Here is a 26,526-nt window from a genome sequence, read left to right on the forward strand (position 1 = left end):
ATTTTCTAAAAAATATGGAATTATTTTTTTATATCCATTGATACGATCCGGCCTATCTGTAAAAAATAGCATATCATTGGTTATAAAAAGTAAAAAACCCATATCTTATTATGGAAAAAAGAGGGTGGTTTACCTGTGTACAGAGTGCTTTCCATGATAAATATCATTCTTGTATTTATACCCATCATCTTTAGCGTAAAATATTTGATGATTCATTTCAAGGACCGCAGCACTTTGTTGAATGCAGTACTGCTGATTTTTTTCAGTTGGGCATTGTTGGACTACTGTGAGGCCTTTTATCTTAGTAGTTTTGCAGACTATGCTTTGGAGGAATTTTTAGAAAAGGGACATAGTTTAGAAGAAATCATAAAATATATGACCAGTGCGTCAATTCCTTTGATTTTAGGATTTATTGTTCGGGGGATGCTGGAAAAGAGAAAGGTTGCCACCTATAGCAGTGATGACGAGCGCTGGGAGAAGTGGCTGAAATCTGGCAAGACGATGAAATAGGCAGAAGATTTTGCTGCAATCTAAGGTGGAAGAGATGATGATATCCATGGTTTTCCAATGCACATAATTTTGTGCCTATTGTCAAAAATATGGGGTATACAAAGCAAAAATAAGTAGTAAAAATCAAACAGGAGGAAAAAATGGCATATATTTTATTGATTATTGGATTTGTATTACTGATGAAAGGTGCAGATTATTTTGTAGAAGGAGCATCAGAGATTGCAAGAATTTTGAGAATTCCGCCGATACTGATTGGTCTTACGATTGTGGCTTTCGGAACCAGTTCACCGGAGGCAGCGGTCAGTATCGGGGCTGCCATCAAAGGAAACAATGGCATTGCTCTGGGGAATGTAGTGGGAAGCAATATATTTAATATTTCATTGATTGTCGGCATTACTGCCTTGCTGTATCCCTTGCAGGTAGAACGGGAAACGGTGAAAAAAGAAATTCCTTTTGCATTGTTGTCCAGTATTCTTTTATTGGTCTTGGCGGCGGATATGGGGCTGCAGGGATATCAAACCAACACCATTACAAGAGCAGATGGTATTGTACTTCTTGCCTTCTTTTCTATATTCATATACTATCTGCTGGAAGTGGCGCTTCACAGTCGTGAGCAAAGCACCGAAGAGATCGAGAAACCTGCAGGAAGCATGACCAAACAAATACTGTTTGCAGGGGGCGGACTGGGTGCTATTATATTGGGCGGAGAAATCGTTATTCGAAACAGCATCAAGATTGCCCAGCAATTCGGCATGAGTGAAACTCTGATCGGATTAACGATTGTAGCTGTTGGAACATCCTTGCCGGAATTGATTACTTCCGTTGTGGCGGCTTTGAAAAAACAGAGTGAAATTGCTGTAGGCAACATTGTAGGAAGCAATATTTTCAATATCCTGTTTATCCTGGGAATTTCATCGATAATTACATCGATACCCGTAGAACAAAAAATTTTCTTTGATCTAAACTTGATGATTGGATATACAGTTCTTTTGCTGATTTTTTCAAGAACCCATCATAAGATAACCAAGGCAGAAGGCCTAATTCTCTTGCTTTCTTATATACTATATACAGTTTATATCATTGCAAGAAAATAAAGATAAATGAATAAAAATCAATATTAACAAAAAATAGACAATCACTATCTATCCAATCCTAAAAGTTTGTAATATTCGTTCATCATTTGGTGAAGCTGATCGCTAAGCTGGATTAATTCCTGTGCATGAAGGCTATTATGCCGATCCAGCAATTGGGACAATTGATCGCGTAATGATTCCATTTGCATTTTTAATTGTTCAATTTTATCCATGACACCCCTTCTTTCTGATGTACATTGATAGAACTATTATACTATTTTGTTAAATCTTAAAATAGTATTTATAAAAAAAGCATGTTAATTTTATAAAACATGCTAAATTTTTCACTAGATATGCTGTGGAAAACAATCGAGGGAGATTTCAGACGATATTTTGGTATCACCATTACATTTTTCATGAATACAATAGATAGTAAAAGGCTATAAGTAGGTGAAGGTATTCATGAATTTTGTAAAATACAAGACAAACTTTCGGAATTTGGTAGTAGGTGTCAATACAAAAATTCCTTTGATAAATGGCAGCTATGTTACGGCTATAAATTTTGATAATGCTGCCACCACACCGCCCTTTGTATCGGTTTTGCAGGAAATTATCCGCTTTGCCCCATGGTATTCTTCCATTCATCGTGGAACAGGATATAAATCCCAGTTTTCATCAAATCTATATGAGCAGTCAAGGGACGTGATAGCCCGATTTGTCAAGGCTGACCCCAAAAAAAATACAGTTATTTTTGTAAAAAATACAACGGAGGCTATCAATAAGCTTGCTTATCGTTTCTGTGAAGAGGGAAAAAAGAAGGTTGTACTGTCCACCTGCATGGAACATCATTCCAATGATCTTCCCTGGAGGGATAAATACAAGGTAGATTATATTGACATTGATGAGTGCGGAAGACTTTCTATGGAGGATTTGGAAAGGAAGTTAAGGAAATACAAGGATTCTATTGCTTTGGTAGCAGTAACGGGAGCTTCCAATGTGACGGGATATAGGAATCCAATCCATAAGATTGCCGCCCTGGTGCATCAATATCATGGGAAAATACTGGTAGATGGAGCCCAATTGATTCCCCATGTGCCTTTTGATATGAAGCCCGATGGCTCGCCGGAACATATTGATTTCCTTGTTTTTTCTGCCCATAAAATGTATGCTCCCTTTGGCATAGGTGTATTGATTGGACCCAAATCTGTCTTTGAACAAGGGGTACCGGCCGACGTGGGGGGAGGAACGATAGAAATTGTTACTCATGATTTCATTCGCTGGGCAGAACCGCCCCACAAGGAAGAGGCCGGGTCCCCCAATATCATTGGCGTTGTGGCCTTAGCAGCGGCTGTCAGAATGTTGGAGAGCATCGGCATGGAAAATGTAGAAAGATATGAAAGAAGTCTGACGGATTATGCATTGTGCAGGATCAGAACTGTACCGGGTCTTAGGTTGTACGGCAATAAAGAGGATTGCCAGGATCGTGTGGCCATCATTCCGTTTAATATTGAAGGGATGCCCCATGATATTTTGGCTGCAATTCTTTCCTATGAAGCAGGGATTGCTGTAAGAAACGGTTGTTTTTGTGCCCAGCCGTATGTTCAAAGGTTGTTGAATATACCTGGGGAAGAAGTGAAAAAACGCATTCAAGATCCCAAAATGGATCACCCTGGGATGGTTCGTATTAGCTTTGGGATTTATAACCATTATGATGAAATCAATGTTTTGGTGCAGATGCTTCACAAAATTGCCGCCCATAGGGATGATTACCTTTTGAAATACAAAAAAATCTTAAATCGTGCATAAAGTCCGAATATTTTTTTGGTTGGCGTTATGCATTATTTTTTTTATGGAAAATATTTTGGGGCCATCACACTAGAACTAGTTTCCCCTGAAAAACTCAATATTTTCGATTTATCTATCCGCATATATTAGAAATTTTTAAACAACTTCTTGGGATTTTCCCTTTATTTTGCCATCTGAGCGGCTCTTCTTAGGTTATGGGCCAAGATCCCAAATCCAATCCAGGTTTTTGAGCCAAAAAGACCCCTATATCGGCTTCGACTCAAGCCGTACCTTCTTTTTAGCAAACTGATTTTGGCTTCACCGGCCGCACGAAACCTTTGCAGGCTTTGAAACCATGGACGCTTTTCATGGTCCGTTCTCTTCTGACTCTTTTTCCCCCTTGTAGGGCAGCTGATATGTCGAACACCCTTTTCCGATAATTCTTTTTCATTGTCTTTGCTGCTAAAACTTCTATCCGTTGCTACTGCATTGGGCACAGTTTGAAATAGCCGTTGATGGTTTTCTACTGCAGGGATAAGCAATGTGTCATCTGACGGATTTCCCTGGTATATTTCATAGCCTGTTACAAATCCACTTTCTGTTTCGTCTATCCGAAGCTTGTAGCCAAATTCCGTATTCTTTGAAAGTTTTCCTTTCTTTATCGGCCTGGCTTCGGGGTCAAAAAAGCTTACCAGCCTGTCAGGGATTACCCGGTTGCCCATAACAACTTCTTTGGCTTGATGGGTAAGTTTTTGAGTTAAGTCGGATCGGGCATTTTTTCATCCGCCGGTATTTTGTAAAACATACGTTATTATAAATTTAAATAATTTTGAAATTGAAAAAACCATTAATCTAGAACATAAAAAAATTTATTGGTGCAAGATATGATAATATTAGATTAAAGATTATTTACAGTTTATGAATTTTAATATTGGTAATTGAAAGCCTCGGCCAATAAAGGGAAATTAACTTGTGAACAGAAGGAAATTTTACTTTTTAAATAAAAATAAAAAGGCTTTGGTGGTGAGTTATTCAATGGACATATGTAAATATAAGTTTTTCCTAATCGCTTTGCTATCCATTTTTGTATTCATTCTCAATCAAATCACAGATTTTTGGACCGTTTATATTCCGATATTTCATGGAGCAACGGGATTTTATTTTGGAACATTCCTTGTATTGCTCCTATCTGTTATAAGCTTTATATGGTCTTTGAAAGAAGGACTTTCATGGTTTCGTAGAAAGAAACAGGACGAAAATATAAAAAAAGATATCATTTTTATCGTGTTTACTTGGATCATCACAATCTCCTTTATTGTCATAGAACTTTTGTGGCTGCATTTGGTGAATAGCGGTGTATAAAGTTAAAATTTGTGCAATATTGCCTTCCAAAGAGAAGGTTTTTTTGTTTTGTTTGAAATTTCATTTTCACGGCATGAAAAAACGGCAGGATGGGCAAAATAAACTTATAAAATGGAAAAAGGCTTGTTCCTATAAAAGAGGAGGTATCATTCTTTGGATAAAAAAATGACCCTTTTGATGTTTAGCGGAGATTATGATAAAGCCTTAGCAGCCTTTATATTGGCCAATTCTGCCAGGGAGATGAATATAGAGGTCAGTATATTTTTTGCTTTTTGGGGACTGTTTATTTTAAGAAATCCTGAGCATGGGACCATGGAGGACAAGACCAATTTTGAAAAGATGTTTGGAGCACTGACCCCAAAAGGACCCGAGGATTTGCCTCTTTCAAAAATGAATTTCAGCGGATTGGGAAAGCAAATGCTTTTGGAAATGATGCGAGATGATGAAGCTCCTCGCTTAATTGATTTCGTGGAAGGAGCGAGAAAAAAAGGAGTAAAATTTTATGGATGCAAGCTGTCCATGGAGATTATGGGCCTAAAACAGGAAGAGTTGATTCCGGAATTGGAAGTAGTAACGGCGGAAACCTTTATCCAAGAGGCTTTAGAATCGGATATCCAGTTGTTTATATAATCAAAGAGCCTGCTTATATCATTATGGAAGGAAGGGTATAGGCAGGCAATTTTTATTCCTTAATTTTATCATGAAAAGCCCTTGCCTAGACATAAAATGAATTATCAATAAAAGAGGAGGGCCCATATGTATAAGTCAAATACCTTCAAGATAGCCAGTATCTATATGGGAACAGTAATTGGCGCTGGCTTTGCTTCAGGGCAAGAAATCATGCAGTTTTTTGCCCGATATGGCGTCAAAGGTTTGTATGGGATTGCCATCGCTTCGATTTTATTCAGCCTTACTGGCAGTTTGATATTGTTAAAGATCTATTCCGCACGCCTGAAATCCTTTGAGGAGTTGCTTCAATCGGTGTTGGGGCCGAAACTGGGAAGGATGGTGAAGGTCGTTTTATACTTGCTATTGCTATCGGGCTATTGTGTCATGCTGGCGGGGAGTGGGGCCCTATTTCAGGAACAGTTCGGCTTGGGAAAAGGGATAGGGATTTGGGCGATGACGATCGCTGCCTTTATCACCTTTATCTTTAGCATCAGCGGCTTGGCTTTTGTAAACAGTCTGGTTGTTCCTCTTCTGTTGCTTGGGATCTTATCCATTGGAAGCATGGTGATAGCTCAAAACAATTTTACTATGAGCAATGCCTCCGGGGCAATTTTTACCGGTATGACCGGCAACTGGCTGACTTCATCTCTTTTGTATGTAAGCTATAACAGTATTGGCGCCATTGCTGTCATGGCTTCTTTATTGCCTTTGATAAAACATAAAAGAGTAGCCGTGGGAGGAGGAATCTTAGGAGGATTGGGCCTGGGGTTATTGGCATTTTTCCTATTGGTGCCTATGTTGATTTTATATACGGACATCAGCGGTGTGGAGATTCCCATGATGGCCGTTGTGGCAGTGCTGGGAGAGAATGTCAAAATTGGTTATGGAATTCTCCTGTGGTTGGCTATGCTGACAACGGCCATCGCCAATGGATTTGTTTGCATAGAAGGCATAAAGGATACATTGGGAATTGGACATGTATGGACATCCTTAGCATTTTGTATTGCTGCCATACCCTTGGCAAGTTTTGGTTTCAAAAACCTGATCCATACCCTATACCCCTTATTTGGATACATCGGCATCTTCATTGTATGTGCTATGTTTTTTCAATCATTTTCTAAAGCATAAATTTTAGGACTATCATTTTCAAGAGAATAAGATTTTTTCTACAACTATGAATCATTGGGATAACGCTGCCAGCAACGGTGAAGTAAGGTTTTCCAGGGGGATATTTGCAGGATTTAAGCACCTAAGGAGTTCCCTAGGAGGAATTTTACAAGTTTGCTCGAATAATAGAATACATAGTAATGAGTTTGAGGAGATGCCTATATGAGCAAAGAGCTGGAGAGTCAACTAATCAAGCAGCGGAAGTTTTTTGAAGATATTTTATCGGGAATGAAGGATTGGGTACGGGTGATTGATCAAAACAACAGGGTTATTTTTATGAACGAACCCATGCGGAAATATGTGGGAGACAGAATAGGCCAGGAATGTTATAAAGCCCTTGGGAAAAATAAACCTTGTGAGTATTGCATTTCCAATCGTGCGATTTTTGATGGAAAATCTATTGCAAAGGAAGAAATTGTTGACGGTAGAATTTTCTCGGTGATAAGCTCTCCCATACGTGATGAAAATAATAATATATATTGTGCTGTGGAAGTGTTTCGGGATGTAACGGAAAAAAGGGCTATGGAGCGATTGCTCTTGGAGCAAAACAAAAAAATGAAGAGTGATCTGAATTTTGCAAAACAGCTGCAGCATAAAATATTGCCGGAAAACAGGATATACAACCATACCTTAAAGATTGCGTCGAAATATATTCCCAGTGAGATTTTGGGTGGGGATGTATATGATGTTATTGAAATCAACGATGATGATCTCGGGATGTATATTGCCGATGTCTCCGGCCATGGTGTCACTTCTTCCATGATGACGATGTTTATCCGGCAAACCTTAAAAAATCTAGGGGACAAGGCCATAGATCCGGCGGTAACCCTGCAGTATCTATACCACCGCTACCGGGAGTTAAATATTGACGACCAGTACTATATTACCATATTCTACGGGGTATATAACAAAGGCACACGGCTTTTTACCTACGCCAATGCCGGCCATAACTGTATGCCTATACTCATCAACAAGAATGGGGTAGAGGAGATTTCCATCGGGGGATTGCCCATTTGTACCATTTTTGAAGAGGTAGATTATGAGAAAAGGCAAGTTATCCTAGAAAAGGGGGACAAGCTACTTTTTTATACCGATGGAATTTCTGAAGCATACAATGTGCAAGAAGGATTTTTCCAAAATACAAAGGTTTTAGAGGTGTGCCTAGAAAATAGGGACAAAGGCACCGAACTATTGATTGATGCGGTAATTGATAGGGTGAAACATTTTGCCACAGAGGAGATAAAGGATGATATTGCTATTATGGCAGGTGAAATCATAGGCTAAGAAATAAGGAAAAAGCAAAAAGGAGAGTTCGGTTGCTGCCAGCTCTCTTTTTTTCAGAAGAAATTTATCATGAAATGTAGGAATTCTGCAGGAGGAGAAGAAATGGTACGGAAAAGAAAACCATGGGGAAGATGGATAATTGCAACATTGACTATTACCATTTTTATATTTGGCAGCACCAAGGGGATTGCTTGGATCAAAACCTTGACGGGCCGGGGAGAGTTGGAATTAAAAAAAATAGGTACTATCCCCTATCAAAAAAATGAGGATACCATCATACAACCCTTTGAAAACCATATTGCCCTATACAATCAGGGAAAGCTGGCGGTATATAACAGCCAGGGTCAGATGATATGGGAAAAGGAGCAAAGGATTGAAAATCCTATTTTACACAGCAGTGGCAAGCTGTTGTTTTTGGGGGATAAGGACAAGGGGGAAATCTACAGTTTTGATACCCTGGGGAATGTAGTTTTTTATGTAAAGCCGGGAAAAGCCTTTCGGGACATGGCCTGCAACCAAGGATACATGGTTTTATGGGGTGAGGAAAAAGAACTTGGAGGAACAATTTTTATCTATGATCCCAAGGGACAACAAAAGGGGATTATCCACTTGAATAAAGGACATATTGTAGATGGGGCAGTTTCAAAGGATGGAGAGATGGTTGCCCTATCGGTACTGGATGTGGAAAATGATCAACTAAAAACCAATGTGATTCTCTATGGAGCAAAGGGAAAGCTGTTGGGGGGCAATCTATACGAAAACGAGATTATCACAAAGCTTTTTTTCCATGGGGACAACAGATTGTTCCATGTAGGCGATAGGCATCTGATGGCCTTTGAAAAAGAAAAGGGATTGTTATGGAGCAGAGAAATCGACGGATCAGTCCATAAAATGGCATGGAATCCTCAGGGTTTTGCCGTACTCAGTTTGGTCAATAATAAAAAGATGATGATTGATACCAAAAATCGCAATTATCTTCTGGCAGTAGATATGGATGGGAAAGAATTGGGGAGGACTGCAATAAAGGGAGATATATTGGGTATTGATACAAGGGGAAAAAATATAGTCACCTTTACAAGAAGAACCCTATATGTCTTCTCTAAGGAAGGCAAAGGGCTGGGAGAGAAAAAAGTCTACAATGATCTTCAAAATGTTTGTATGTTGACCAATGATACTATGGTCTTGGTGTTAAGTAACAGGCTGGAAATGATGCGAATAAAAAAATGATAGGGGTGTAGGCATGAGCTGGGTGGATGTGTTGATTCTGGTAATTCTTTTTATCAATGGAATGCATGGCTGGCAGAGGGGTCTGATCTATACTTTTTTTAGTATGATGGGCTTTCTGATTGCGGGATTTGTTGCTAAGATGTACCATCCTGTGCTCTCGGCCTATATGATGAAAAACCCGAAGTTTTTTCTGTTTTTCCATGATATGGTGTGGAGAAGAATAAAGATAGCCATTGCCGGAGAAGGAGCTTCCATGGGTATGGTTCCCGGTGAAAATATATTTCAAGTGCTGCGGTTTCCTAAAGGCTTGGAGACCCTGCTGATGAAGAATGAAGTGATACAAGACTATAGTGCCAAGGCCATGGAGGGGGTTCAGAGTTATATTGCCGATGTGCTCACCCGGATGTTTATTGATTGTATCAGTATCTTGATTTTATTTATGACAATAAAAATCATTTTGAATCTGTTGGCCTATGGGCTGAATGGGATTGCATCCTTGCCTGTTTTAAACGGAATGAATCGATTGGGAGGGTTATCCCTAGGGGTGATGAAGGGGTTGTTTATCGTCTTGATTTTTCTTACGATGATCACTCCCTTTGCAGCCATGGCCGAAAAGAATATCTTTACCGAGGGTGTAGATGCCTCTGTTTTAGGAAAATATTTATACAATCATAATCCCATTATTGCCATGTTTGAGAAATTCACAGAAATATAGCGGAGAAACATAGATAAAATTTATAGAAATACGGAGATTCATAGATAAAATCTATAGAATGGAAGGGAAGATTATCGATATAATAAACGTAGGATTATTTCAACGAAAGAATCGGAGGAAAGAAAATGAACAGACAAATTGATGCGAGGGGCATGGGCTGCCCGAAGCCCGTAATTGAGACAAAAAAAATATTGGATACTTTGAAGGAAGGCAGCGTTACTACCATTGTCGATAATGAAGTTGCAAAGGAAAATGTAATCAAACTGGCCCAAAGCATGGCTTACCATGTAGATGTAAGAGAACATGATGGGAATTTTTATATCAATATTTATAAAGAGGATATGGGAAAAGAAACCGCCATGAAGCCAATCAATAAAAAGGATATGGTGCTGCTGATCGCCAGTGAAGTCATGGGAGAGGGTGCTTTTGAATTGGGCAAAGTACTTATGAAAGGATTTATCTACACATTGACGGAGAGTCAGCCCTATCCCAAGGCAATCCTATTTGTCAATTCTGGTGTGAAGCTGACGACGGAAGGATCTGAGGTCATCCACTATTTAAGACAAATGGAGGGTGACGGAGTGGAGATTTTATCCTGCGGTACTTGTCTAGATTATTTTAATCTGAAAAACAAACTGTTGGTTGGCGGTGTAACCAATATGTATACCATTGTAGAGAAAATGAACAGTGCAAAAAATACGGTAAAGATATAGAGGAAGGCTATGTTGGAAAAAGAATTTTATGTAATCTCTTTTGATTCTACCCACCATGCCCTCAAAACAGAGAAGTTGCTAAAGGGCAGATTTCCGGTGGAAATGATTCCTACGCCCAGAGAAATCAGTGCCAGTTGTGGTCTTTCCATCAAGTTTTCAAAGGCTATTTTTGATCCTGTGATGGAAATGCTGAAAGAAGACCAAGGAGAATACAAGGTTTTTCGCATAGAAAAATCAAGTAACGGCAGGCATGTGACAAAAGTATCTTGATGGAGGGGGATGAGGTTCATTTGAAAGAAATGTATCAAAGTATTCTTCATAAACTTCAAGAAGTGCTTATCTTGTATACCCATCCTGATAAACTGGCGGAATATACAGGCAAATTGGTGAAAATTGTACTGATTCTATTTGTGGCAATCATAGCCATTCGATTTATGAATGTAGTGGTAGATAAATTTTTTAACAATAGGGAAAAACTCAAAATCATTGGAGAGGAGAAGAGATTTAATACCTTAAAGGGAATCACCAAGAGCATTTTGAGATATACCATTTATTTCATTGCCTTTACGCCCATTTTGGAAACGCTGGGGGTAAAGGTTTCTTCCCTTATTGCGGCAGCAGGAATCGGCGGCTTGGCCATTGGTTTTGGCGCCCAGAATCTGGTGCGGGATGTCATTACGGGTTTTTTTATCCTGCTGGAGGACCAATTTCATGTAGGAGACTATATTGAAACGGGGGGCAAGTCGGGAATCGTAGAGGAAATGGCCTTGCGAGTGACCAAGATCCGGGATTTTAATGGGGACCTCCATATTATTCCCAATGGTTCCATCGACAAGGTAACCAATAAATGTCGTGGAAACATGCGGGCTTGGGTGGACGTGAGCATTGCCTATGAGGAGAATATAGACAATGCCATCCGCGTATTGGATGAAGTATGTCAGGAAGTGGCCCAGGAAAATGATAAGATTTTGGAAGGACCTACGGTTCTGGGAGTGACGAAGCTGGGAGAATCGGAAGTCGTCATCTCTATTATGGCCAAAACTGTACCTATGGAGCAGTGGGCGATTGAGAGGGAATTAAGAAAGAGAATAAAGAGAAGATTGGATGAAAAAGGCATTGAGATTCCTTATCCCAGAAGGGTAATCATCCAGTCGGCAGATCGAAGATAAAGAAAGCCCGGGCAAAAGATCCCGGGTTATATTTTTCCATGATGAATTTATGTTATAATAAAGTAAATTTGAAAGTGATCATTTCTATTATAAAGGATAGTCCAGAATAATTTTTGGAAAAATTACGCAATTTATAAAAGGGAAAAACTTTGAGCATTTTTAATCAATAAATTTGACGATATTATGAAAATAATGGAGAGGGTTTGTATGAAAAAATGTTCTATGTGCCATAAAAACATGGCAGTTGTTTTTGCGACGAAAATTGAACATGGAAAGTCTGAAATGAAAGGTTTGTGTATAGAATGCGCTAAAAAACTGGGGATTCCTGTAATTGACCAGATCATGGAGCAGACAGGCATGACCCGGGAAGAGGTGGAAAGCTTAACAGAGCAAATGAACGATACCTTTGATGATATGGAGATGGAGGGTTTTGATGAAAATAAGACGTTAATGGATCTTTTCAACGGTTCTTTCTCTCCCGCTGATGCCATAGGCTATAGGGAGGATGAGGCCGAAGGCAGGAAGCAAGGGTCCAGTGTAAAGGATAAGTCCAAAGATAAGAAGGCCAAAGGAAAGAAGAAGTACCTAGAAATGTATGGAACAAACTTGACGGAAAAGGCCAGAAATCAAGAAATAGACAAGATTATCGGAAGACATAGGGAGATAGACAGGGTTGTACAAATTCTCAACAGAAGGTCAAAAAACAATCCCATACTGATCGGAGAGCCGGGGGTAGGGAAAACTGCCATTGCAGAAGGCTTGGCAGTTCGTATTGTTGAGAAGCAGGTTCCGGCCAAGTTATTTCATAGGGAGGTTTATCTTTTGGATCTGACGGCCATTGTGGCTGGCACCCAGTTTAGGGGTCAGTTTGAGGGCCGAATGAAGGCCATTATCAACGAAGCCCAGGAGTGTGGCAATATCATTTTGGTGATTGATGAAGTTCACAACATCATGGGAGCAGGAGAGGTCCATGGGGGCGTGATGAATGCAGCCAATATCTTGAAGCCTGCCCTTGCCCGGGGAGAAATACAAATCATCGGGGCAACGACCCTTGAAGAATACAGAAAGCATATTGAGAAAGATTCTGCCTTGGAACGAAGATTTCAGCCAGTACTGGTGGAGGAGCCTAACATAGAGGAAACCATCGAGATTTTAAAAGGAATCAAGGACTATTATGAGGATTTCCACAAGGTAAAGATATCCGATGAAGTCATTGAAGCGGCAGCAAGGCTGTCGGAAAGATATATAACGGATAGATATTTGCCTGATAAAGCCATTGATGTTCTTGACGAGGCCGGCTCAAAAGTGAATCTGAGGAATCAAGGACTTGTGGAACTGGAAGCCCTGAAGGAGGAATTGGGAAAAATACAGGAACAAATTGAGGCTGCGGCCCGAGACAATGACTATGAAAGGGCAGCCCAATACAAGATGCAGGAGTGTGCAATCCAGGAAAAAATAGAAGAAATTGAGAAACAATCAGGCGAAAGTGAGATTACCGTGGAGGATGTGGCTGCCGTGATTGAGGCATGGACAAAGATCCCCGTGCAAAAGATTACGGAGAAAGAGGCTCAGAAACTTTTAGCATTAGAGGATAAACTCCACGAGCGGGTCATCGGCCAGCATGAGGCTATTGCCAGTCTGGCCAGGGCCATACGGCGAAACCGTTCCGGCTTTAGAAAAAGGAAAAAACCTTCATCCTTTATTTTTGTAGGGCCTACGGGGGTAGGAAAGACGGAGTTGGTAAGGGCCTTGGCGGCAGAGCTTTTTGGCAGTGAAGAAGCCATGATCCGGGTGGATATGTCGGAATACATGGAAAAACACACGGTATCCAAGTTGATCGGGGCACCGCCGGGATATATAGGACATGATCAGGGAGGCCAATTGACGGAAAAGGTGAGAAGAAAACCCTACGCTGTGATTTTATTGGATGAGATTGAGAAGGCCCATCCCGATGTTTTTCATATACTGCTGCAAATTCTAGAGGATGGAAGACTGACGGATAGCCAGGGCAGAACCGTACACTTTGACAACACTGTCATCATCATGACATCCAATGCCGGAACTCATTTGAAATCCTATGGTATTGGTTTTGCAAAGGAAGGATATGAAGCCTTGGAAAGCCGTATAAAGGATGCTGTTAGAGAAACATTCAGGCCCGAATTTTTGAATAGGGTAGATGAGATTATTGTATTTTCCCACCTTACCAGGGAAGAACTTTGTCAAATTGTAGATCTTATGCTGAAGGAAGTGGTGGAAGAAGTAAAGGAAAAAGGCATGACCATAGAGATTTCAGACGAAGTTAAGGAATTTATATTGGAAAAGGGATATAGTGAAAAATATGGTGCACGACCCTTGCGAAAGACAATTCAAAGATACATTGAAGATGAAATTGCAGAACAATACCTGAAAAATCATTTGGTTGAGGGGACCCATATAAAAATGGAAATGGAAAAGGGAAAAATTGTGTTACAAAAAGAGTTGTAGGAAAAAGAAAGGATGAGGTTGTATGCCGATGGATTTAAGATTGGGAGATATTGTTGAGGTAAAAAAAAATCATCCCTGTGGGAATAATAAATTTGAAATCATGAGGACAGGAATGGATTTCCGCATCCGATGCCTGGGCTGCGATAAGCAGGTTTGGATTTCCAGGGTAAACTTAGAGAAGAGAATAAAAAAGATTTTAGAAAGAAAAGAAGTATAACTCCAACATATTCCTGTGGAAAAATATGCAAAACCTTTTGATGGTCCATAGAGAGATTTCAAGTATTCGGCAGCAAAACACAGAATTTTCTTACAAATTTTGTTGCATGTATACAAAAATTTTTTAAAAATCCCCACAAAAAACACGGGATTCATGATATAATAATAATGGATAATTGGTCGGGCAAACCTTTTCCTCATTGAAATTTTATTGTGGAGGTGCTTTGGAAAATGGCAATTCAATACGCAAAGCGTATGGAAAGAATCAAAGCTTCTGAGATACGTGAATTATTAAAGTTGACCACAAGACCAGAAATTATTTCTTTTGCAGGCGGGCTACCGGCACCGGAACTGTTCCCTGTGGAGGAAATGAAAAAAGTGACATTCAAGGTATTAGAAGACGAAGGAAGACAGGCACTTCAATATAGTACGACAGAAGGATATTTGCCTTTGAGAGAAAAAATTGCAGCAAGGATGGCCAAATTCGGTATTCAGGCAACGGCTGAGGATATTCTTATTACCAGCGGTTCCCAACAGGGCTTGGATTTTAGCGGAAAGATTTTTTTAAATCCCGGTGATGTGGTAATTTGCGAAAGTCCAAGCTATTTAGGAGCTATCAATGCTTTCAAGGCCTATGAGTGTGAATTTGTAGAAGTTCCTACAGACGACCATGGAATGATCATGGAAGAGTTAGAAAAAATTTTAGAAAAGACACCACAGGCGAGAATGATCTATGTAATTCCGGACTTCCAAAATCCAACAGGTAGAACATGGCCTGTAGAAAGACGTAAGAGACTGGTTGAACTTGCAAATAAATATGATTTGCCAATTATCGAGGACAATCCCTATGGAGAGCTAAGATTTGAAGGAGAAATCCCGCCGTCTATCAAATCCTTCGATACAGAGGGCAGAGTTGTATATTTGGGAACTTTCTCCAAGACCTTCTGCCCTGGGTTAAGAATCGGTTGGGTAGCTGCTTCCCATGAAATTCTAAATAAGTATATCTTGGTGAAGCAGGGGGCAGACCTGCAATCCAGCTCTATTTCTCAAAGAGAATTAGATGCATACTTAAATATGTATGATTTGGATGTACACGTGGAAAAAATTAAGGATATCTATAGAAAACGCCGTGATCTCATGATCAATACCATGAAGGAAACTTTCCCGCCGGAAGCAAAATTCACTTATCCGGAGGGCGGGTTGTTTACATGGGTGGAGCTGCCGGCCCATATTAACGCCAGAGAGCTGATGGTCAAGGCATTGGAGAAGAATGTTGCTTTCGTTCCCGGAGGATCTTTCTTCCCTAATGGAGGACGTGAAAATACATTCCGCTTAAACTATTCCAATATGCCTGAAGATAAGATTGTAGAAGGTATTAAGAGATTAGGCGAGGTATTAAGAGAAGAACTTCAAAAGTAAGAATAACAAGAAGTCGTATGGATGAAATACGACTTCTTGTTTGTGTGCGCCCAGCATGGGCGGTAACTTGGCGGTGAAAGTCCGCTGTGGGCTTGGTAGTGGGAACCACTAGCCGAAGGCAAGGGTGTCCATCGTGAGGTGGAATCTGAAGGAAGCCCTAGGCAAAGTCTCGGTCTGAGGAACACGAACCACATATAAGGCTTCTTGGAACGGACGAGTTTGCAAGACAAAACAAAGTCCAACACTACACGAATTTCAAGGAGTAAATGGGGCAGATAGATGAGATGAAGGTTATCGTTCTTACCTGGGGAGGTCTCATGGACATGCAAAGATGAACTTCGAAGCATGGTTGAAACAAGATTTATCATGAGAAGTCAGCAGAGGTCATAGTACCAGAGCAGTCATGAATGCTCTAGGAAGGACTGAACAATAGGAGGTCTTAGAAACTTGAAAAATTCGAGAGAAATGCGAAGATTGCAGAAAACTTCATATGAGGACTGGTCATGGCAGGTAGGAATGGAATTCCGAGAAACCATGGGAGTGCATAGTATTTCTACGGCATTTGAAAGTGGAAAAAGAATTTGATAGAGAACTTGAAAAGCGGGGACATAAATTTTGCCGTTATGCGGATGATAGCAATATTTACGTCAGAAGCAAAAGGGCAGGAGAACGAATCATGGCTAGTTTAACAAAATTCTTAGAAGAGAAGCTAAAACTTAGGGTAAACAGAGATAAAAGTGCAGTGGATAGACCATGGAAAAGAAAATTTCTAGGGTTTACCTTCTATCAATTTTACGGAAAGATAGGAATAAGAGTACACCAGAAGTCTATAAACAAGTTTAAAGCAAAGATAAAAGAAATCACCTCAAGAAGTACAGGGAAAAGCATAGATTATAGAATGCAAAAATTAAAGCAGTGCATAATTGGGTGGATTAATTACTTTGGAATAGCTGATATAAGTAAGTTAACAAAAGAACTTGATGAATGGACACGAAGAAGGCTAAGAATGTGCTTTTGGAAGCAGTGGAAGAAAATAAAGACCAAGCATGATAACCTCAAGAGACTTGGAGCCAATGAACAAAAAGCATGGGAATACGCTAATACAAGAAAAGGCTACTGGAGAATATCCAATAGCCCGATACTTAGCACAACTCTTACAAATACTTATCTTGAAACCATAGGTTATACAAGTATTCATAAAAGGTATAAGCAAGTACATTAATTCCTGTTGAACCGCCGTATACCGAACGGTACGTACGGTGGTGTGAGAGGTCGGTAGATAAAATAATTATCTACCTCCTACTCGATTTTTAAAGAGAAAACCCTTATTCAACCTTATTCTTTGGAATAACAAATATTCTATAAGTAACAACTATAAAGACTATATAAATTAAGGCCACCCAAAACAATATAGAGTAAAATTTGCTAATATCTATATTGCCACTTAGAATAGAAGGGGCTTTTCGTATTTTATAGTAGTTATAAAGGCGAAATGCTAAAATAAAACCAAGCAAGAGATATGAACTAATATAAGATATATAAAATTAAACTTCTTCAAATCTACCACTCCTTTATTTTTGAAAGTATGATAATGCTATCTTTGCTCTGAATAAACATCTATTTCCCAATCACACACTAAACACAAAATAGAATTTTGATCCTTGCATATTTTCAATGCAGATGATATAATACTAAGACGTGAGATGATACTCTCTGTCCTACGGGAAGTAGGACCGAATAAGTCCATAGGGAGGTGGAATACATGAGAAAATATGAAGCAATGTTCATATTAAAGTCAAACATTGAAGAAGAGAAAAGAAACGAAGTAATTAACAAGTTCAAGTCAATCATCGCTGCTGACGGTGAGGTAACAAATGTTGATGAGTGGGGCAACAGAAAGTTAGCCTATGAAATCAACAAAATGAATGAGGGTTACTACGTTTTGATCAACTTCAATGGAAGTGCTGATTTGCCAAAAGAGTTGGACAGAAACTTCAGAATTTCTGACGACGTAATCAGACACTTGATCGTAAATCTTGATGAGAAGTAAGAGAAAAATTAAGGTGGTGTTTTTGTGAATCAAGTAATCCTTATCGGTAGGTTAACAAGGGACCCCGAGCTTCGCTTTACGGCAGGCAGCGGGAAAGCAGTAGCCACCTTTACAATTGCAGTAAACAGGCCATTTTCCAAAGAGAATGAAGCAGATTTTTTTAGAATCGTTGTATGGGGCAAACAAGGTGAACACTGTGCCAACTATTTAGCAAAGGGTAGACTTGTTGCAATCCAAGGTAGACTTCAAAATAACAATTTTGAGACTCAAACGGGAGAAAAACGATATACAACGGAAGTTGTTGCCGATAGAGTAGAGTTTCTAGATTGGGGAAATAAAGGAGCCGGCGGTGGATTTGACAATTCGAGCTTTATGGATACCGACGGATTCCAAGCCATCGAAGAAGATGATGATATTCCGTTCTAAAAAGGAGGGAACAAAGATGATGATGAAGAAGAGACGTTCTCGCAAAAAGAGAGTATGCAGCTTCTGTGCAGATAAAGCAACTTATATAGATTATAAAGATATTCGAAAGCTTGGCAAGTACATTACAGAAAGAGGCAAAATTCTTCCAAGAAGAATTTCCGGTACTTGTGCAACACACCAAAGAGCTTTAACAACAGCAATCAAAAGAGCAAGAATCATTGCTTTATTACCATATACTGCAGAGTAAGAATAGGAGAAGTGAGAAAATCACTTCTCTTTCTTTTTATTCATGTTGTACGGATATGTGTGAAGGGGAAAGAGATCATGGATTTGCATCTCCTTTATCGGATATGTAGTTTTATTTGTCTAATACAGAATACGCCTCTTTATAGATGGATGTGACGGTCTCAAAAATATAAAAAACCGTGATATAAAAAAGTTTTTGAAAAATTTTTATACTCCGAATAAATTCCATGTGTTTTTGTGGGAGTTTTTATGGGAGAAATACATATTATTTTTTTACGATTGGACATACTAATTTTACAAATTGCAGGGAGGTGGACAGATGGATCAAAAGCTAAACAACCGGCAAATTGCTTTTACTCTTTTCGGAGCAATCGTAGGGTATGGTGTCGTAGGCCTGCCAAAGGATATTGCCAGTATTGTCGGCACGGAGGGATGGTTTTTTTTACTCATTGCCATTGTGATAGCGATTATCGTTGCATGTGTCCTTACCTACCTGGGATATATTTATGAAAATAAAACCTTTTACGAGTACAGCCAATTGTTGGTGGGGAAATCCGTTACATCTGTCTTTATGATCCTGTATATTGTATATTTTTTCCTGTTATTTGCCATGGTTGTCCGGATTTCCAGTGAAATTATCCGATTGACTATGCTGATTAGAACTCCTGTATGGGCTATATCCTTACTTTTTTTTATTGTAATATACTACGCTGTATCGAAAGGCCTACCAACCATTGCGGGGATTTGTGAATTTTATGGGATGATAATTATTGTATTTGCCATATTTATACATACGGTGATGTTTACCCAGGGAGATCTTATTCATTTAAGACCCTTCTTTCACTTTGAAGATCTTCAGACATATGTAAAAGCAGGCAAGGAAGCCATTATCCCATTTTTAGGCATGGAAGTCCTTGTCTTTATTCCTATTTGTCAAGAGAATAAGAAAAGAATATTTCAGAACGTCATAGGAATGATCGCTTTTATTGGGGTTCTTTATATCGTTGTTGTGGAATCTTGTTTGTCTGTGATAGGGGTGGATGATATTATTCATTATGAAGATGCATTGATTGCTGCCATACGGCGGGTGGATGTACCCTATCTGGAGTTTTTAAGCAGGCTGGACGGGCTTTTTTTGGTGGCATGGATCATGGCCATATTCACTACTGTTGCTTTATATGCCTATGGCACTGTATTTTGCATCCAACAGAGGTTTCCAGGCAATCATTCCCGCAGACTTCCAACTGTTGTCATCACAGGAGCCTTTGTGGTTTCCCAAATTCCAGAAACCATGGAAGAGATAGAAAAAGTAATTTCCTATGTGGGCTATTTAGGAATGTTTGTTGTATTGGCAATTCCCATGCTATTATTGATCGTTGTGCAGGTGAGAAAATATGTTAAAAAAGAGAAATAGACGGACTTTGGTGTGCTTTGTACTCATCAGTACAATATTATTGATCGGTTGTTGGGATTATGAAGATATCGACAAAAAAAGCCTTGTAATTTCCGTAGGGGTGGATCGTGTTGGGGACAAGGTTGAATTTTCTACGGAAGTTGCCAAACTTATCTCTAGAGGTGAAGCTGCGGCAGAACAAGTTGCTATCAAAGGAGTATATCGGGATGTATCTTACGGAAAGACCTTTGAAGAAGCAAGGGTCAGTTATGACAGTAAACGTGCCTATCCAACTTTCTTAGGTACAACGAGGGTTGTGGTCTTCAGTGAAAAATACGCAAGGGAAGGAATTGAATCTTATTTAAATAGAATCAATAACATATTCGACTATCGAAAGACCCTCCCTGCGGTGGTGAGTCGTGACCCTCCTAGAAAATTATTTGATTTTGGAGTAGAAAATGACATATCTGTAGGATTTTTCATTGAACATAACTTGCGGTTTTTAGAAAGGACCGGGGCTGTCTTATATCCAACGATAGGAGAACTTTTGTCCAATATAGCCATGGGAGAAATCGGCTATGTGCTTCCCTATATAGGAATCGATGAGGGAGCCATAAGATATCTTGGGCTTGCCGTAATGAAGGACTCTAAGTTGATTGAAATCATAGACGTCAAAGATACCAAGGGGATTCTATATATATTGGCGGATCAATTGCAATCTACCCAAGCAATTCCCAGTCCAAAGGAAAATGGCAATTTATATTCCGTAAAAAAGACCTTAGAAAAAAGAAAGATCAAGACAGATTATAACGATGGAAGGCCTATCATCCATATTCAACTGGATTTAAAGGGGGAATTGCAGTACCAGTACCATATAGAGCCGGTTAGCGATGCAGAAATCAAGAAGCTGGAGCAGGAAATCTCACAACAAGTAAAAAAAGATATTCTCAAAATTGTAGAAAGAACACAGAAAGAATTCGAATGTGATATTTTTAGATTTGGCATGTATTTTAGGGCAGATCATCCAGATATCTATAAACAAATCAAATGGAAGGAAGAATATCCTAAGGCAGATATCCGGGTAATGGTAAAAACAAAGATTGTAAACCAACATTTATCAGATCCTAATGCTGAAAAAAAATATTGAAGGATAGAGAAGATGAGGGAAATGAAGGAAAAAGATAAACGCATTATGAAAATTGAAGCCCTTTGTCAGGGCGATCAGGGCATATCCATGAGAAAGTTGTGGGCCATGGGTGTGGAAGTCCATATATTGTATATTCCGCAGCTTACCGATAGGAAACGTCTTTCCCATGACATTATTAAACCCATCCTTGAGTATCATGGGAAGGAAGTGATGACTATTGATATGATTGCTGCCGCTGTCGTATATATTGATGATATTTCTATGGATGAAGACGAAGAGAAGATCATTGACTACATTTTAGACGGTTATTCTGTAATCCTTATGGCCAACAGCAAAAAGTACATGATTGCCAATACTTTAAAGATTGAAAAAAGGAATGTAGAATCGCCGGAGATACAAAACACCCTTAGGGGACCGAAGGATGCTTTTACAGAAAACTACGAGGCAAATTTGTCTTTGATACGCTATCGGATCAAGGACCCGGCCCTTCGCATCCAGCAACATGCCATTGGAAGGAGAACAAAGACGAGGGTAGCTGTGATCTATATCGAAGATATTGTAAACCACCAATATGTAGAAAAAATCAACAGAAAGCTGCAGGAGATCCGTGTGGATGGCATTTTAGCATCAGGCCATATCGAGAAGTTTATAGTGGATAATGCCTTTAGTCTTTTTCCCCAAGCCGGTACTGCCGAGCGGTCCGATAGGGCATGTGCAAGCATCTTGAAGGGGATGATCTGCATGATTGTGGAGGGCAGCAATATAGCATTGATAGTGCCGTACCCCTTCATGGAATTTCTAGATGCTGGAGAGGATCATTATGATAATATCTTCCTGGCGGTATTGTTGAAGTGGGTGAGAATCATAGCTTTACTGATAACCCTCACATTATCTTCCCTATACATAGCGGTGGTGGCATTCCATCCCGATATTCTTCCGGCACGATATATCCTGGCTTTGGCATCTACCCGGGTAATGGTTCCCGTCAATGTGGCTTTGGAAACCTTCATTATGGAAATTGTTGCAGAAATACTTCGGGAAGCCAGTACAAGACTTCCGAAACAAATTGGTCCTGCCATCGGCATCGTAGGGACGATTGTCATTGGCCAGGCAGCCGTAGGTGCCGGTCTAGTGAGTCCCCTGATGGTGGTCGTGATATCCTTGGTGACGATGGCTTCTTTTTTAGCTCCGGATCATACGATCATGAATCCTATACGTATCCTGAGATTCCCATTGATCATTGTAACGGCTATATTCGGATTATTGGGATTTGTACTGGGACTTACCATGATTATGATCAAAGTGATTTCTATGAAGAGTCTTGGTGTACCTTATTTTACTCCTATGGTACCCTTCAATCTGACGGATTTGAAAGATTATCTTTTCAGTGATGTAACTCTAGCGAAAAAAAGACCAAAATTTTTGAATACGCGGGATAAAACAAGGCAATAAGCCTGAGATGCGGAGGAAAGATTTTTTCAATGGTTTTTACGCTATAAAGATTAGTCAAATTATAGAGGAGAAGAAATGAGAAAGATGGTTTGTCTGCAAACTCTAGGGAGGCAAAGGCCTCTCTTTTTTTCTTGCTAACAGGGGGAAAATAAAATGGATTTCCTAATGGAAAATATTCTAAAAAGGATAGGAATCTTTCCTGCAGAATATATACAACGGGGGGGAATCTGCTATAATGTATATAAAGGAGGAGAGTATACATATGGCTATGGGAGATCAACAAATTGATGTAACCAAAAATATAAAAACTATTGAGTGGCTGAAAAGCGAATTGCTGACGACCATCGCATCTCTATTTGAGATTTTGGTAAAGGGCGTAAAGGGGACCCAGGACACTTTAATAGATGTATTGGCCAATATTATTCTTGTGACGTATATTTTAGGCAAACGTTTGGGGATCAACTTTGCTACTATAGATATGCGTATAGATGATAAGATACGGTTGGGAATATTGGAGCAGCACAAAGTTGAGGATTGGTATGGAGACTTGTCAAATTTGAAACAATATTTAGATAGAAATAGAAGCTAGGAGTGATTAAATTTTGCGTATACAAAATAAAACAAGGGCATTGGTGGAAGCTGCCCTTATCGTGGCAATTACCAGCATATTTGTTATTATTGGCAACTATATACCTTTTCTAAGTATGTTATTAATCTTTCTTCCGGTACCTTTTATGATCTTGGGAAAAAGGCACGGAGCCTATATGGAAATTCTCTCCATTGTTACTGCTGGCATGGTCATTGGCAGCCTTATCGGACCCATGCCCATGTTATTCCTATTTATTCAATTTGGAATTATGGCGATAGTTATGGGATATATGATGGGCAAAGAATACGCCGTTGGAAAGGTTTGGGCAGGCGGAACCGTTGCATCCCTTATCTCTATACTGCTCATCATTAGTTTGATTTCCGCTGTCCATGGGGTGAATCTGGTCGAACAAATGATGGAAACCATGAAAAAATCCATTGATATGACCATGTCCTTTTATCGTGGCATGGGCGTAGATGCAGATAAATTGAATGAGATGGAAAAAATGTATGATTATATGCTCTATACTGCCAGGATGATTTTGCCTTCTGCTGTTATTTTGGCTGCGGTATTTTCTTCCTATATCAACTACATCCTGACGGCTTTTATTTTAAACCGTATCGGGCACAAGACTGCTACGTTTCAACCGTTTCGCTATTTCCGGCTGCCAAAGAGCATTATCATGGGCACGGTCATTATTTTAGTGCTTACCTATGTTACCGGTTATCTGAAAATCGTAAACTATGAAACACTGATGGTGAACGTATCTTATCTTTTTAACATGGTCTTTTTTATACAGGGATTGGCAGTGATCAGTTTTTTAACATCGGCCTATGGTCTTGGCAAACCGCTAAGAATCTTCATTTATATTCTTGCGGTGTTAAATCCGTTGGGGCGAACGGTTGCCATATTATTGGGACTTGCGGATGCTTTTGCGGATTTTAGGAAACTGAGAAAAAGTCATGAATAATCATTAGGAGTGCAACCCATGGGAAATAAACGATTTATGAAAATGCTTATACCGGATACGAAGATACATTTGTGGATTATGACAGTGTGTATCTCTATTTTGGCCTATTATAATCTAATGATAGGTGGAATCGGTATTTTTGTGCTACTGTATCTTATTTATCATCATTGGAAAACCCAGCATGACCGAAAGGAGATGTGGACCAAGTACATTGAGAGTTTGTCTTCGGACATCGATGCAGCCACGAAACATGCTATTTTGAATCTGCCAATTCCCTTGGCCATTGTAGAATTTGATGGCAGCATAGCCTGGTATAATCCCAAATTTTCTGAAATGATCGATGCTAAGGACATATTGGAAAGAAATATTGAAGACTTGATTCCAAGCTTGAAGGTCAGCAATATTTTGCAGGACAAAAAAGATATGGTAACAGAGGTAACAATTAAGGATAGACATTATAAAGTCCTCTATAATATAGTGAAAATAGCCAGCGATTGCGATTCCAGATATATTATTATGGTGTATTGGATCGATATCACCAATTTCCAGAATCTAAAAGCAAAATATAATGAGGAAAAGCCTGCCATTGCTCTTATCCAAGTAGATAACTATGATGATGTGCTGCAGAATACGGAGGAAGCCAGCCGTCCTTTGGTGATTGCAGAGATTGATCGAAGGATTAGTCTTTGGGCGGCCAGGATGAATGCTGTGGTAAAGAAGTATCAAAAGGACAAATATATTGTGTTCTTTGAACACAAGTATCTGGAGCGATTAGAATCAAAGCGATTTGCCATATTAGATGAAATTCGGGAAATACAAGGAGGCAATGAAATTCCCATCACGTTAAGTATAGGTGTGGGCGTAAACGGAAAAAACCCGATACAGCTGGAGGAGTTTGCTCGGGCCGGAGTAGATTTGGCCTTGGGAAGGGGCGGCGACCAAGCTGTGGTGAAAAAAATTGACACATTGAATTTTTACGGAGGAAAAACAAAGGCCGTAGAGAAACGAAATAAGGTAAAGGCCAGGGTGATTGCCCATGCCCTAAGGCAGTTGATTGATCAATCCAGCAAGGTGATAATTATGGGACATAAGTTCCCCGATATGGATAGTTTTGGGGCGGCCATTGGTGTATACCGGGCTGTGAAAAATCGAGGGAAGGACCCATATATTGTATTTGATGGCGTAAATCCTGCCATCGAGAATTTATATCATCGGATTCAACAGCATGGAGAATACCGGATGATCGATGTGGAAGATGTGCCGGCAACTTTAGATCACAATGCCCTATTGGTGGTGGTGGACACCCATAGGCCTCAATTTACCCAGTGTCCGGAGGCTATAAGCCGTGCAGACAAGATTGTTTTAATTGACCATCACCGCAGAGGTACGGAGTTCATAGAAAATACGGTTCTTACATATTTAGAACCCTATGCTTCATCTACCTGCGAGTTGGTGACAGAAATTCTCCAGTATATGGAGGACAAAATCACATTGGAAAAGGTGGAGGCCGAGGCGCTGTTGGCGGGGATTGCCGTGGATACGAAGAACTTTTCTTTCAAGACGGGCGTTAGAACCTTTGAGGCAGCATCCCTGCTAAGGAGAGCAGGGGCAGATACTACCAGTGTCAGGCAGTTGTTTCAAGATGATCTTCAGACCTTTGTGGCAAAGGCTCAGGTGGTAAAGAATGCCGAGGATATCGGAAGGAATATCGCCATATCTGTTTGCCCCAAGGGAACTCATAATGCGGCATTGGTTGCAGCCCAGGCTGCTGATGAGCTGTTGGACATCCGGGGGATTACGGCCTCCTTTGTATTAGGTATTCGGGAAAACGGGGAGCTGTTTATCAGCGGAAGATCCTTGGGGGATATCAATGTTCAAGTTATTCTAGAAAAATTAGGGGGAGGGGGACATCTGACCATTGCCGGTACGCAACTGAAGGACGTAACCCTAGAGGAGGCAAAGGAGATGTTGAAAAAAGCAATTGATGAATATTTTGAGGAAGGTGATATCAAGTGAAAGTAATTTTGTTAAAGGATGTAAAAGGATTGGGGAAAGCAGGGGAAGTTGTCAATGCCAGCGACGGCCATGCCAGAAACTTTTTGATTCCAAGGGGATTGGCCAAGGAAGCCACAGAAGGTGGGATCAAGGCATTAGAAAAACAAAAAGCCGCCGAAGAGAGGAAGAGACAGCAGGAATTGGAAGAAGCGAAGGCTTTAGCCGATAAAATATCTCAACTTACCGTAAGGCTGAAGGGAAAAGCAGGAGATGGAGGCCGATTGTTTGGCTCCATTACATCGAAGGATATAGCGGAAGGATTGGAACAGCAGCATAAGATTAAAATTGATAAGAGGAAGATCCAGTTGGAGAACCCTATTCGAGAATTGGGGGTAGCGGTTGTAGAAATCAAAGTGTATCCAGAGGTAACAGCAAAGGCAAAGGTAGAGGTTACAGCAGAATAGA

At 39.9% G+C, this 26,526-nt stretch carries 27 protein-coding genes and 1 pseudogene; 26 read left to right on the plus strand and 2 right to left on the minus strand.

The window, feature by feature from the left end; translation table 11 throughout:
- The first annotated feature begins 135 nt into the window (after positions 1 to 135).
- Together AN619_RS13970 and AN619_RS13975 are read left to right on the plus strand one after the other, a co-directional pair.
- Positions 136 to 510 (plus strand): hypothetical protein, encoded by a 375-nt coding sequence (locus AN619_RS13970; protein WP_068557883.1) that lies wholly within the window; start codon positions 136 to 138, stop codon positions 508 to 510.
- A gap of 140 nt (positions 511 to 650) precedes the next feature.
- The gene (locus AN619_RS13975) at positions 651 to 1,604 is read left to right on the plus strand and encodes a calcium/sodium antiporter (RefSeq protein WP_068557884.1); all 954 of its coding nucleotides are present in this window, start codon (positions 651 to 653) and stop codon (positions 1,602 to 1,604) included.
- Positions 1,605 to 1,648: 44 nt separating this feature from the next.
- Here the strand turns inward: AN619_RS13975 and AN619_RS15725 are convergent, their stop codons facing one another.
- Positions 1,649 to 1,816, minus strand: a complete 168-nt coding sequence (locus AN619_RS15725; protein ID WP_083525154.1) for a Spo0E family sporulation regulatory protein-aspartic acid phosphatase — start codon at positions 1,814 to 1,816, stop codon at positions 1,649 to 1,651.
- Between the two features lie 229 nt (positions 1,817 to 2,045).
- Here AN619_RS15725 and AN619_RS13980 point away from each other — a divergent pair, with 229 nt between their 5' ends.
- Complete coding sequence (locus tag AN619_RS13980) at positions 2,046 to 3,389, plus strand: aminotransferase class V-fold PLP-dependent enzyme (RefSeq protein WP_068557885.1); 1,344 nt, start codon at positions 2,046 to 2,048, stop codon at positions 3,387 to 3,389.
- 161 nt (positions 3,390 to 3,550) lie between these two features.
- Here AN619_RS13980 and AN619_RS13985 read toward each other — a convergent pair.
- Positions 3,551 to 4,129, minus strand: a pseudogene (locus tag AN619_RS13985) (transposase); the annotation flags it as partial.
- 754 nt (positions 4,130 to 4,883) lie between these two features.
- On the opposite strand from AN619_RS13985, the gene AN619_RS13995 reads away from it, so the two are divergent.
- The 23 genes from AN619_RS13995 to rplI all read left to right on the plus strand — a co-directional run bounded on the left by AN619_RS13995 (position 4,884) and on the right by rplI (position 26,525).
- Positions 4,884 to 5,360: a DsrE/DsrF/DrsH-like family protein gene (locus tag AN619_RS13995; protein ID WP_068557887.1), complete on the plus strand. Its 477-nt coding sequence runs from the start codon at positions 4,884 to 4,886 to the stop codon at positions 5,358 to 5,360.
- A 126-nt stretch (positions 5,361 to 5,486) separates the two neighbouring features.
- A complete protein-coding gene (locus AN619_RS14000) occupies positions 5,487 to 6,527 on the plus strand; it encodes a YkvI family membrane protein (protein ID WP_068557888.1) in 1,041 nt (346 codons plus the stop codon).
- Between the two features lie 201 nt (positions 6,528 to 6,728).
- Positions 6,729 to 7,850 (plus strand): SpoIIE family protein phosphatase, encoded by a 1,122-nt coding sequence (locus AN619_RS14005; protein ID WP_068557889.1) that lies wholly within the window; start codon positions 6,729 to 6,731, stop codon positions 7,848 to 7,850.
- A gap of 102 nt (positions 7,851 to 7,952) precedes the next feature.
- A complete protein-coding gene (locus AN619_RS14010) occupies positions 7,953 to 9,077 on the plus strand; it encodes a DUF5711 family protein (RefSeq protein WP_068557890.1) in 1,125 nt (374 codons plus the stop codon).
- A gap of 13 nt (positions 9,078 to 9,090) precedes the next feature.
- The gene (locus AN619_RS14015) at positions 9,091 to 9,792 is read left to right on the plus strand and encodes a CvpA family protein (protein WP_068557891.1); all 702 of its coding nucleotides are present in this window, start codon (positions 9,091 to 9,093) and stop codon (positions 9,790 to 9,792) included.
- A gap of 125 nt (positions 9,793 to 9,917) precedes the next feature.
- Complete coding sequence (gene yedF, locus AN619_RS14020; RefSeq protein ID WP_068557892.1) at positions 9,918 to 10,505, plus strand: sulfurtransferase-like selenium metabolism protein YedF; 588 nt, start codon at positions 9,918 to 9,920, stop codon at positions 10,503 to 10,505.
- Between the two features lie 9 nt (positions 10,506 to 10,514).
- On the plus strand, positions 10,515 to 10,775 hold the full coding sequence (locus AN619_RS14025) for a DUF3343 domain-containing protein (protein ID WP_068557893.1): 261 nt from the start codon (positions 10,515 to 10,517) through the stop codon (positions 10,773 to 10,775).
- A 29-nt stretch (positions 10,776 to 10,804) separates the two neighbouring features.
- Entirely contained in the window at positions 10,805 to 11,674 is an 870-nt protein-coding gene (locus AN619_RS14030) for a mechanosensitive ion channel family protein (RefSeq protein ID WP_083525167.1), read from the plus strand.
- Between the two features lie 207 nt (positions 11,675 to 11,881).
- Positions 11,882 to 14,158 carry an ATP-dependent Clp protease ATP-binding subunit gene (locus AN619_RS14035; RefSeq protein ID WP_068557895.1) on the plus strand — a complete coding sequence of 759 codons (2,277 nt, stop codon included), beginning with the start codon at positions 11,882 to 11,884 and terminating at the stop codon, positions 14,156 to 14,158.
- Positions 14,159 to 14,180: 22 nt separating this feature from the next.
- Entirely contained in the window at positions 14,181 to 14,375 is a 195-nt protein-coding gene (locus tag AN619_RS14040; protein ID WP_198153323.1) for a DUF951 domain-containing protein, read from the plus strand.
- A gap of 230 nt (positions 14,376 to 14,605) precedes the next feature.
- Positions 14,606 to 15,793 (plus strand): aminotransferase-like domain-containing protein, encoded by a 1,188-nt coding sequence (locus AN619_RS14045; RefSeq protein WP_068557896.1) that lies wholly within the window; start codon positions 14,606 to 14,608, stop codon positions 15,791 to 15,793.
- A gap of 447 nt (positions 15,794 to 16,240) precedes the next feature.
- Positions 16,241 to 16,378: a hypothetical protein gene (locus AN619_RS16050; protein WP_157065026.1), complete on the plus strand. Its 138-nt coding sequence runs from the start codon at positions 16,241 to 16,243 to the stop codon at positions 16,376 to 16,378.
- Positions 16,362 to 17,015 (plus strand): group II intron maturase-specific domain-containing protein, encoded by a 654-nt coding sequence (locus AN619_RS14050; RefSeq protein WP_242867413.1) that lies wholly within the window; start codon positions 16,362 to 16,364, stop codon positions 17,013 to 17,015. The genes AN619_RS16050 and AN619_RS14050 overlap by 17 nt, the downstream gene beginning before the upstream one ends.
- Positions 17,016 to 17,555: 540 nt before the next feature.
- Complete coding sequence (rpsF, locus tag AN619_RS14055; protein ID WP_068557897.1) at positions 17,556 to 17,843, plus strand: 30S ribosomal protein S6; 288 nt, start codon at positions 17,556 to 17,558, stop codon at positions 17,841 to 17,843.
- Between the two features lie 24 nt (positions 17,844 to 17,867).
- Positions 17,868 to 18,269, plus strand: coding sequence for a single-stranded DNA-binding protein (locus AN619_RS14060; protein WP_068557898.1), 402 nt, complete (start codon positions 17,868 to 17,870; stop codon positions 18,267 to 18,269).
- A 19-nt stretch (positions 18,270 to 18,288) separates the two neighbouring features.
- Positions 18,289 to 18,516 carry a 30S ribosomal protein S18 gene (gene rpsR / locus AN619_RS14065; RefSeq protein WP_068557940.1) on the plus strand — a complete coding sequence of 76 codons (228 nt, stop codon included), beginning with the start codon at positions 18,289 to 18,291 and terminating at the stop codon, positions 18,514 to 18,516.
- A 318-nt stretch (positions 18,517 to 18,834) separates the two neighbouring features.
- On the plus strand, positions 18,835 to 19,929 hold the full coding sequence (locus AN619_RS14070; protein WP_068557899.1) for a GerAB/ArcD/ProY family transporter: 1,095 nt from the start codon (positions 18,835 to 18,837) through the stop codon (positions 19,927 to 19,929).
- Entirely contained in the window at positions 19,910 to 21,055 is a 1,146-nt protein-coding gene (locus AN619_RS14075) for a Ger(x)C family spore germination protein (RefSeq protein ID WP_083525157.1), read from the plus strand. Before AN619_RS14070 ends, AN619_RS14075 begins: the two co-directional genes overlap by 20 nt.
- A 12-nt stretch (positions 21,056 to 21,067) precedes the next feature.
- Positions 21,068 to 22,507: a spore germination protein gene (locus tag AN619_RS14080; RefSeq protein ID WP_157065027.1), complete on the plus strand. Its 1,440-nt coding sequence runs from the start codon at positions 21,068 to 21,070 to the stop codon at positions 22,505 to 22,507.
- A gap of 262 nt (positions 22,508 to 22,769) precedes the next feature.
- Positions 22,770 to 23,096 carry a MazG-like family protein gene (locus AN619_RS14085; protein WP_068557901.1) on the plus strand — a complete coding sequence of 109 codons (327 nt, stop codon included), beginning with the start codon at positions 22,770 to 22,772 and terminating at the stop codon, positions 23,094 to 23,096.
- 13 nt (positions 23,097 to 23,109) lie between these two features.
- The gene (locus AN619_RS14090; RefSeq protein ID WP_068557902.1) at positions 23,110 to 24,066 is read left to right on the plus strand and encodes a YybS family protein; all 957 of its coding nucleotides are present in this window, start codon (positions 23,110 to 23,112) and stop codon (positions 24,064 to 24,066) included.
- A gap of 18 nt (positions 24,067 to 24,084) precedes the next feature.
- Entirely contained in the window at positions 24,085 to 26,082 is a 1,998-nt protein-coding gene (locus tag AN619_RS14095) for a DHH family phosphoesterase (RefSeq protein WP_068557903.1), read from the plus strand.
- Complete coding sequence (gene rplI / locus AN619_RS14100; RefSeq protein ID WP_068557904.1) at positions 26,079 to 26,525, plus strand: 50S ribosomal protein L9; 447 nt, start codon at positions 26,079 to 26,081, stop codon at positions 26,523 to 26,525. Before AN619_RS14095 ends, rplI begins: the two co-directional genes overlap by 4 nt.
- Position 26,526 lies beyond the last annotated feature (1 nt).

The organism is Thermotalea metallivorans (assembly GCF_001562415.1).
GTDB lineage: Bacteria > Bacillota > Clostridia > Peptostreptococcales > Thermotaleaceae > Thermotalea > Thermotalea metallivorans.

What these genes read in the sequence shown, in the direction of transcription:
- AN619_RS13975 (WP_068557884.1), top strand. Translation starts at nt 651, where the DNA reads ATGGCATATATTTTATTGATTATTGGATTTGTATTACTGATGAAAGGT.
- AN619_RS15725 (WP_083525154.1), bottom strand. Translation starts at nt 1,816, where the DNA reads ATGGATAAAATTGAACAATTAAAAATGCAAATGGAATCATTACGCGAT.
- AN619_RS13980 (WP_068557885.1), top strand. Translation starts at nt 2,046, where the DNA reads ATGAATTTTGTAAAATACAAGACAAACTTTCGGAATTTGGTAGTAGGT.
- AN619_RS14000 (WP_068557888.1), top strand. Translation starts at nt 5,487, where the DNA reads ATGTATAAGTCAAATACCTTCAAGATAGCCAGTATCTATATGGGAACA.
- AN619_RS14005 (WP_068557889.1), top strand. Translation starts at nt 6,729, where the DNA reads ATGAGCAAAGAGCTGGAGAGTCAACTAATCAAGCAGCGGAAGTTTTTT.
- AN619_RS14010 (WP_068557890.1), top strand. Translation starts at nt 7,953, where the DNA reads ATGGTACGGAAAAGAAAACCATGGGGAAGATGGATAATTGCAACATTG.
- AN619_RS14015 (WP_068557891.1), top strand. Translation starts at nt 9,091, where the DNA reads ATGAGCTGGGTGGATGTGTTGATTCTGGTAATTCTTTTTATCAATGGA.
- yedF (WP_068557892.1), top strand. Translation starts at nt 9,918, where the DNA reads ATGAACAGACAAATTGATGCGAGGGGCATGGGCTGCCCGAAGCCCGTA.
- AN619_RS14025 (WP_068557893.1), top strand. Translation starts at nt 10,515, where the DNA reads ATGTTGGAAAAAGAATTTTATGTAATCTCTTTTGATTCTACCCACCAT.
- AN619_RS14030 (WP_083525167.1), top strand. Translation starts at nt 10,805, where the DNA reads ATGTATCAAAGTATTCTTCATAAACTTCAAGAAGTGCTTATCTTGTAT.
- AN619_RS14035 (WP_068557895.1), top strand. Translation starts at nt 11,882, where the DNA reads ATGAAAAAATGTTCTATGTGCCATAAAAACATGGCAGTTGTTTTTGCG.
- AN619_RS14040 (WP_198153323.1), top strand. Translation starts at nt 14,181, where the DNA reads ATGCCGATGGATTTAAGATTGGGAGATATTGTTGAGGTAAAAAAAAAT.
- AN619_RS14045 (WP_068557896.1), top strand. Translation starts at nt 14,606, where the DNA reads ATGGCAATTCAATACGCAAAGCGTATGGAAAGAATCAAAGCTTCTGAG.
- rpsF (WP_068557897.1), top strand. Translation starts at nt 17,556, where the DNA reads ATGAGAAAATATGAAGCAATGTTCATATTAAAGTCAAACATTGAAGAA.
- rpsR (WP_068557940.1), top strand. Translation starts at nt 18,289, where the DNA reads ATGATGAAGAAGAGACGTTCTCGCAAAAAGAGAGTATGCAGCTTCTGT.
- AN619_RS14070 (WP_068557899.1), top strand. Translation starts at nt 18,835, where the DNA reads ATGGATCAAAAGCTAAACAACCGGCAAATTGCTTTTACTCTTTTCGGA.
- AN619_RS14075 (WP_083525157.1), top strand. Translation starts at nt 19,910, where the DNA reads ATGTTAAAAAAGAGAAATAGACGGACTTTGGTGTGCTTTGTACTCATC.
- AN619_RS14080 (WP_157065027.1), top strand. Translation starts at nt 21,068, where the DNA reads ATGAGGGAAATGAAGGAAAAAGATAAACGCATTATGAAAATTGAAGCC.
- AN619_RS14085 (WP_068557901.1), top strand. Translation starts at nt 22,770, where the DNA reads ATGGCTATGGGAGATCAACAAATTGATGTAACCAAAAATATAAAAACT.
- AN619_RS14095 (WP_068557903.1), top strand. Translation starts at nt 24,085, where the DNA reads ATGGGAAATAAACGATTTATGAAAATGCTTATACCGGATACGAAGATA.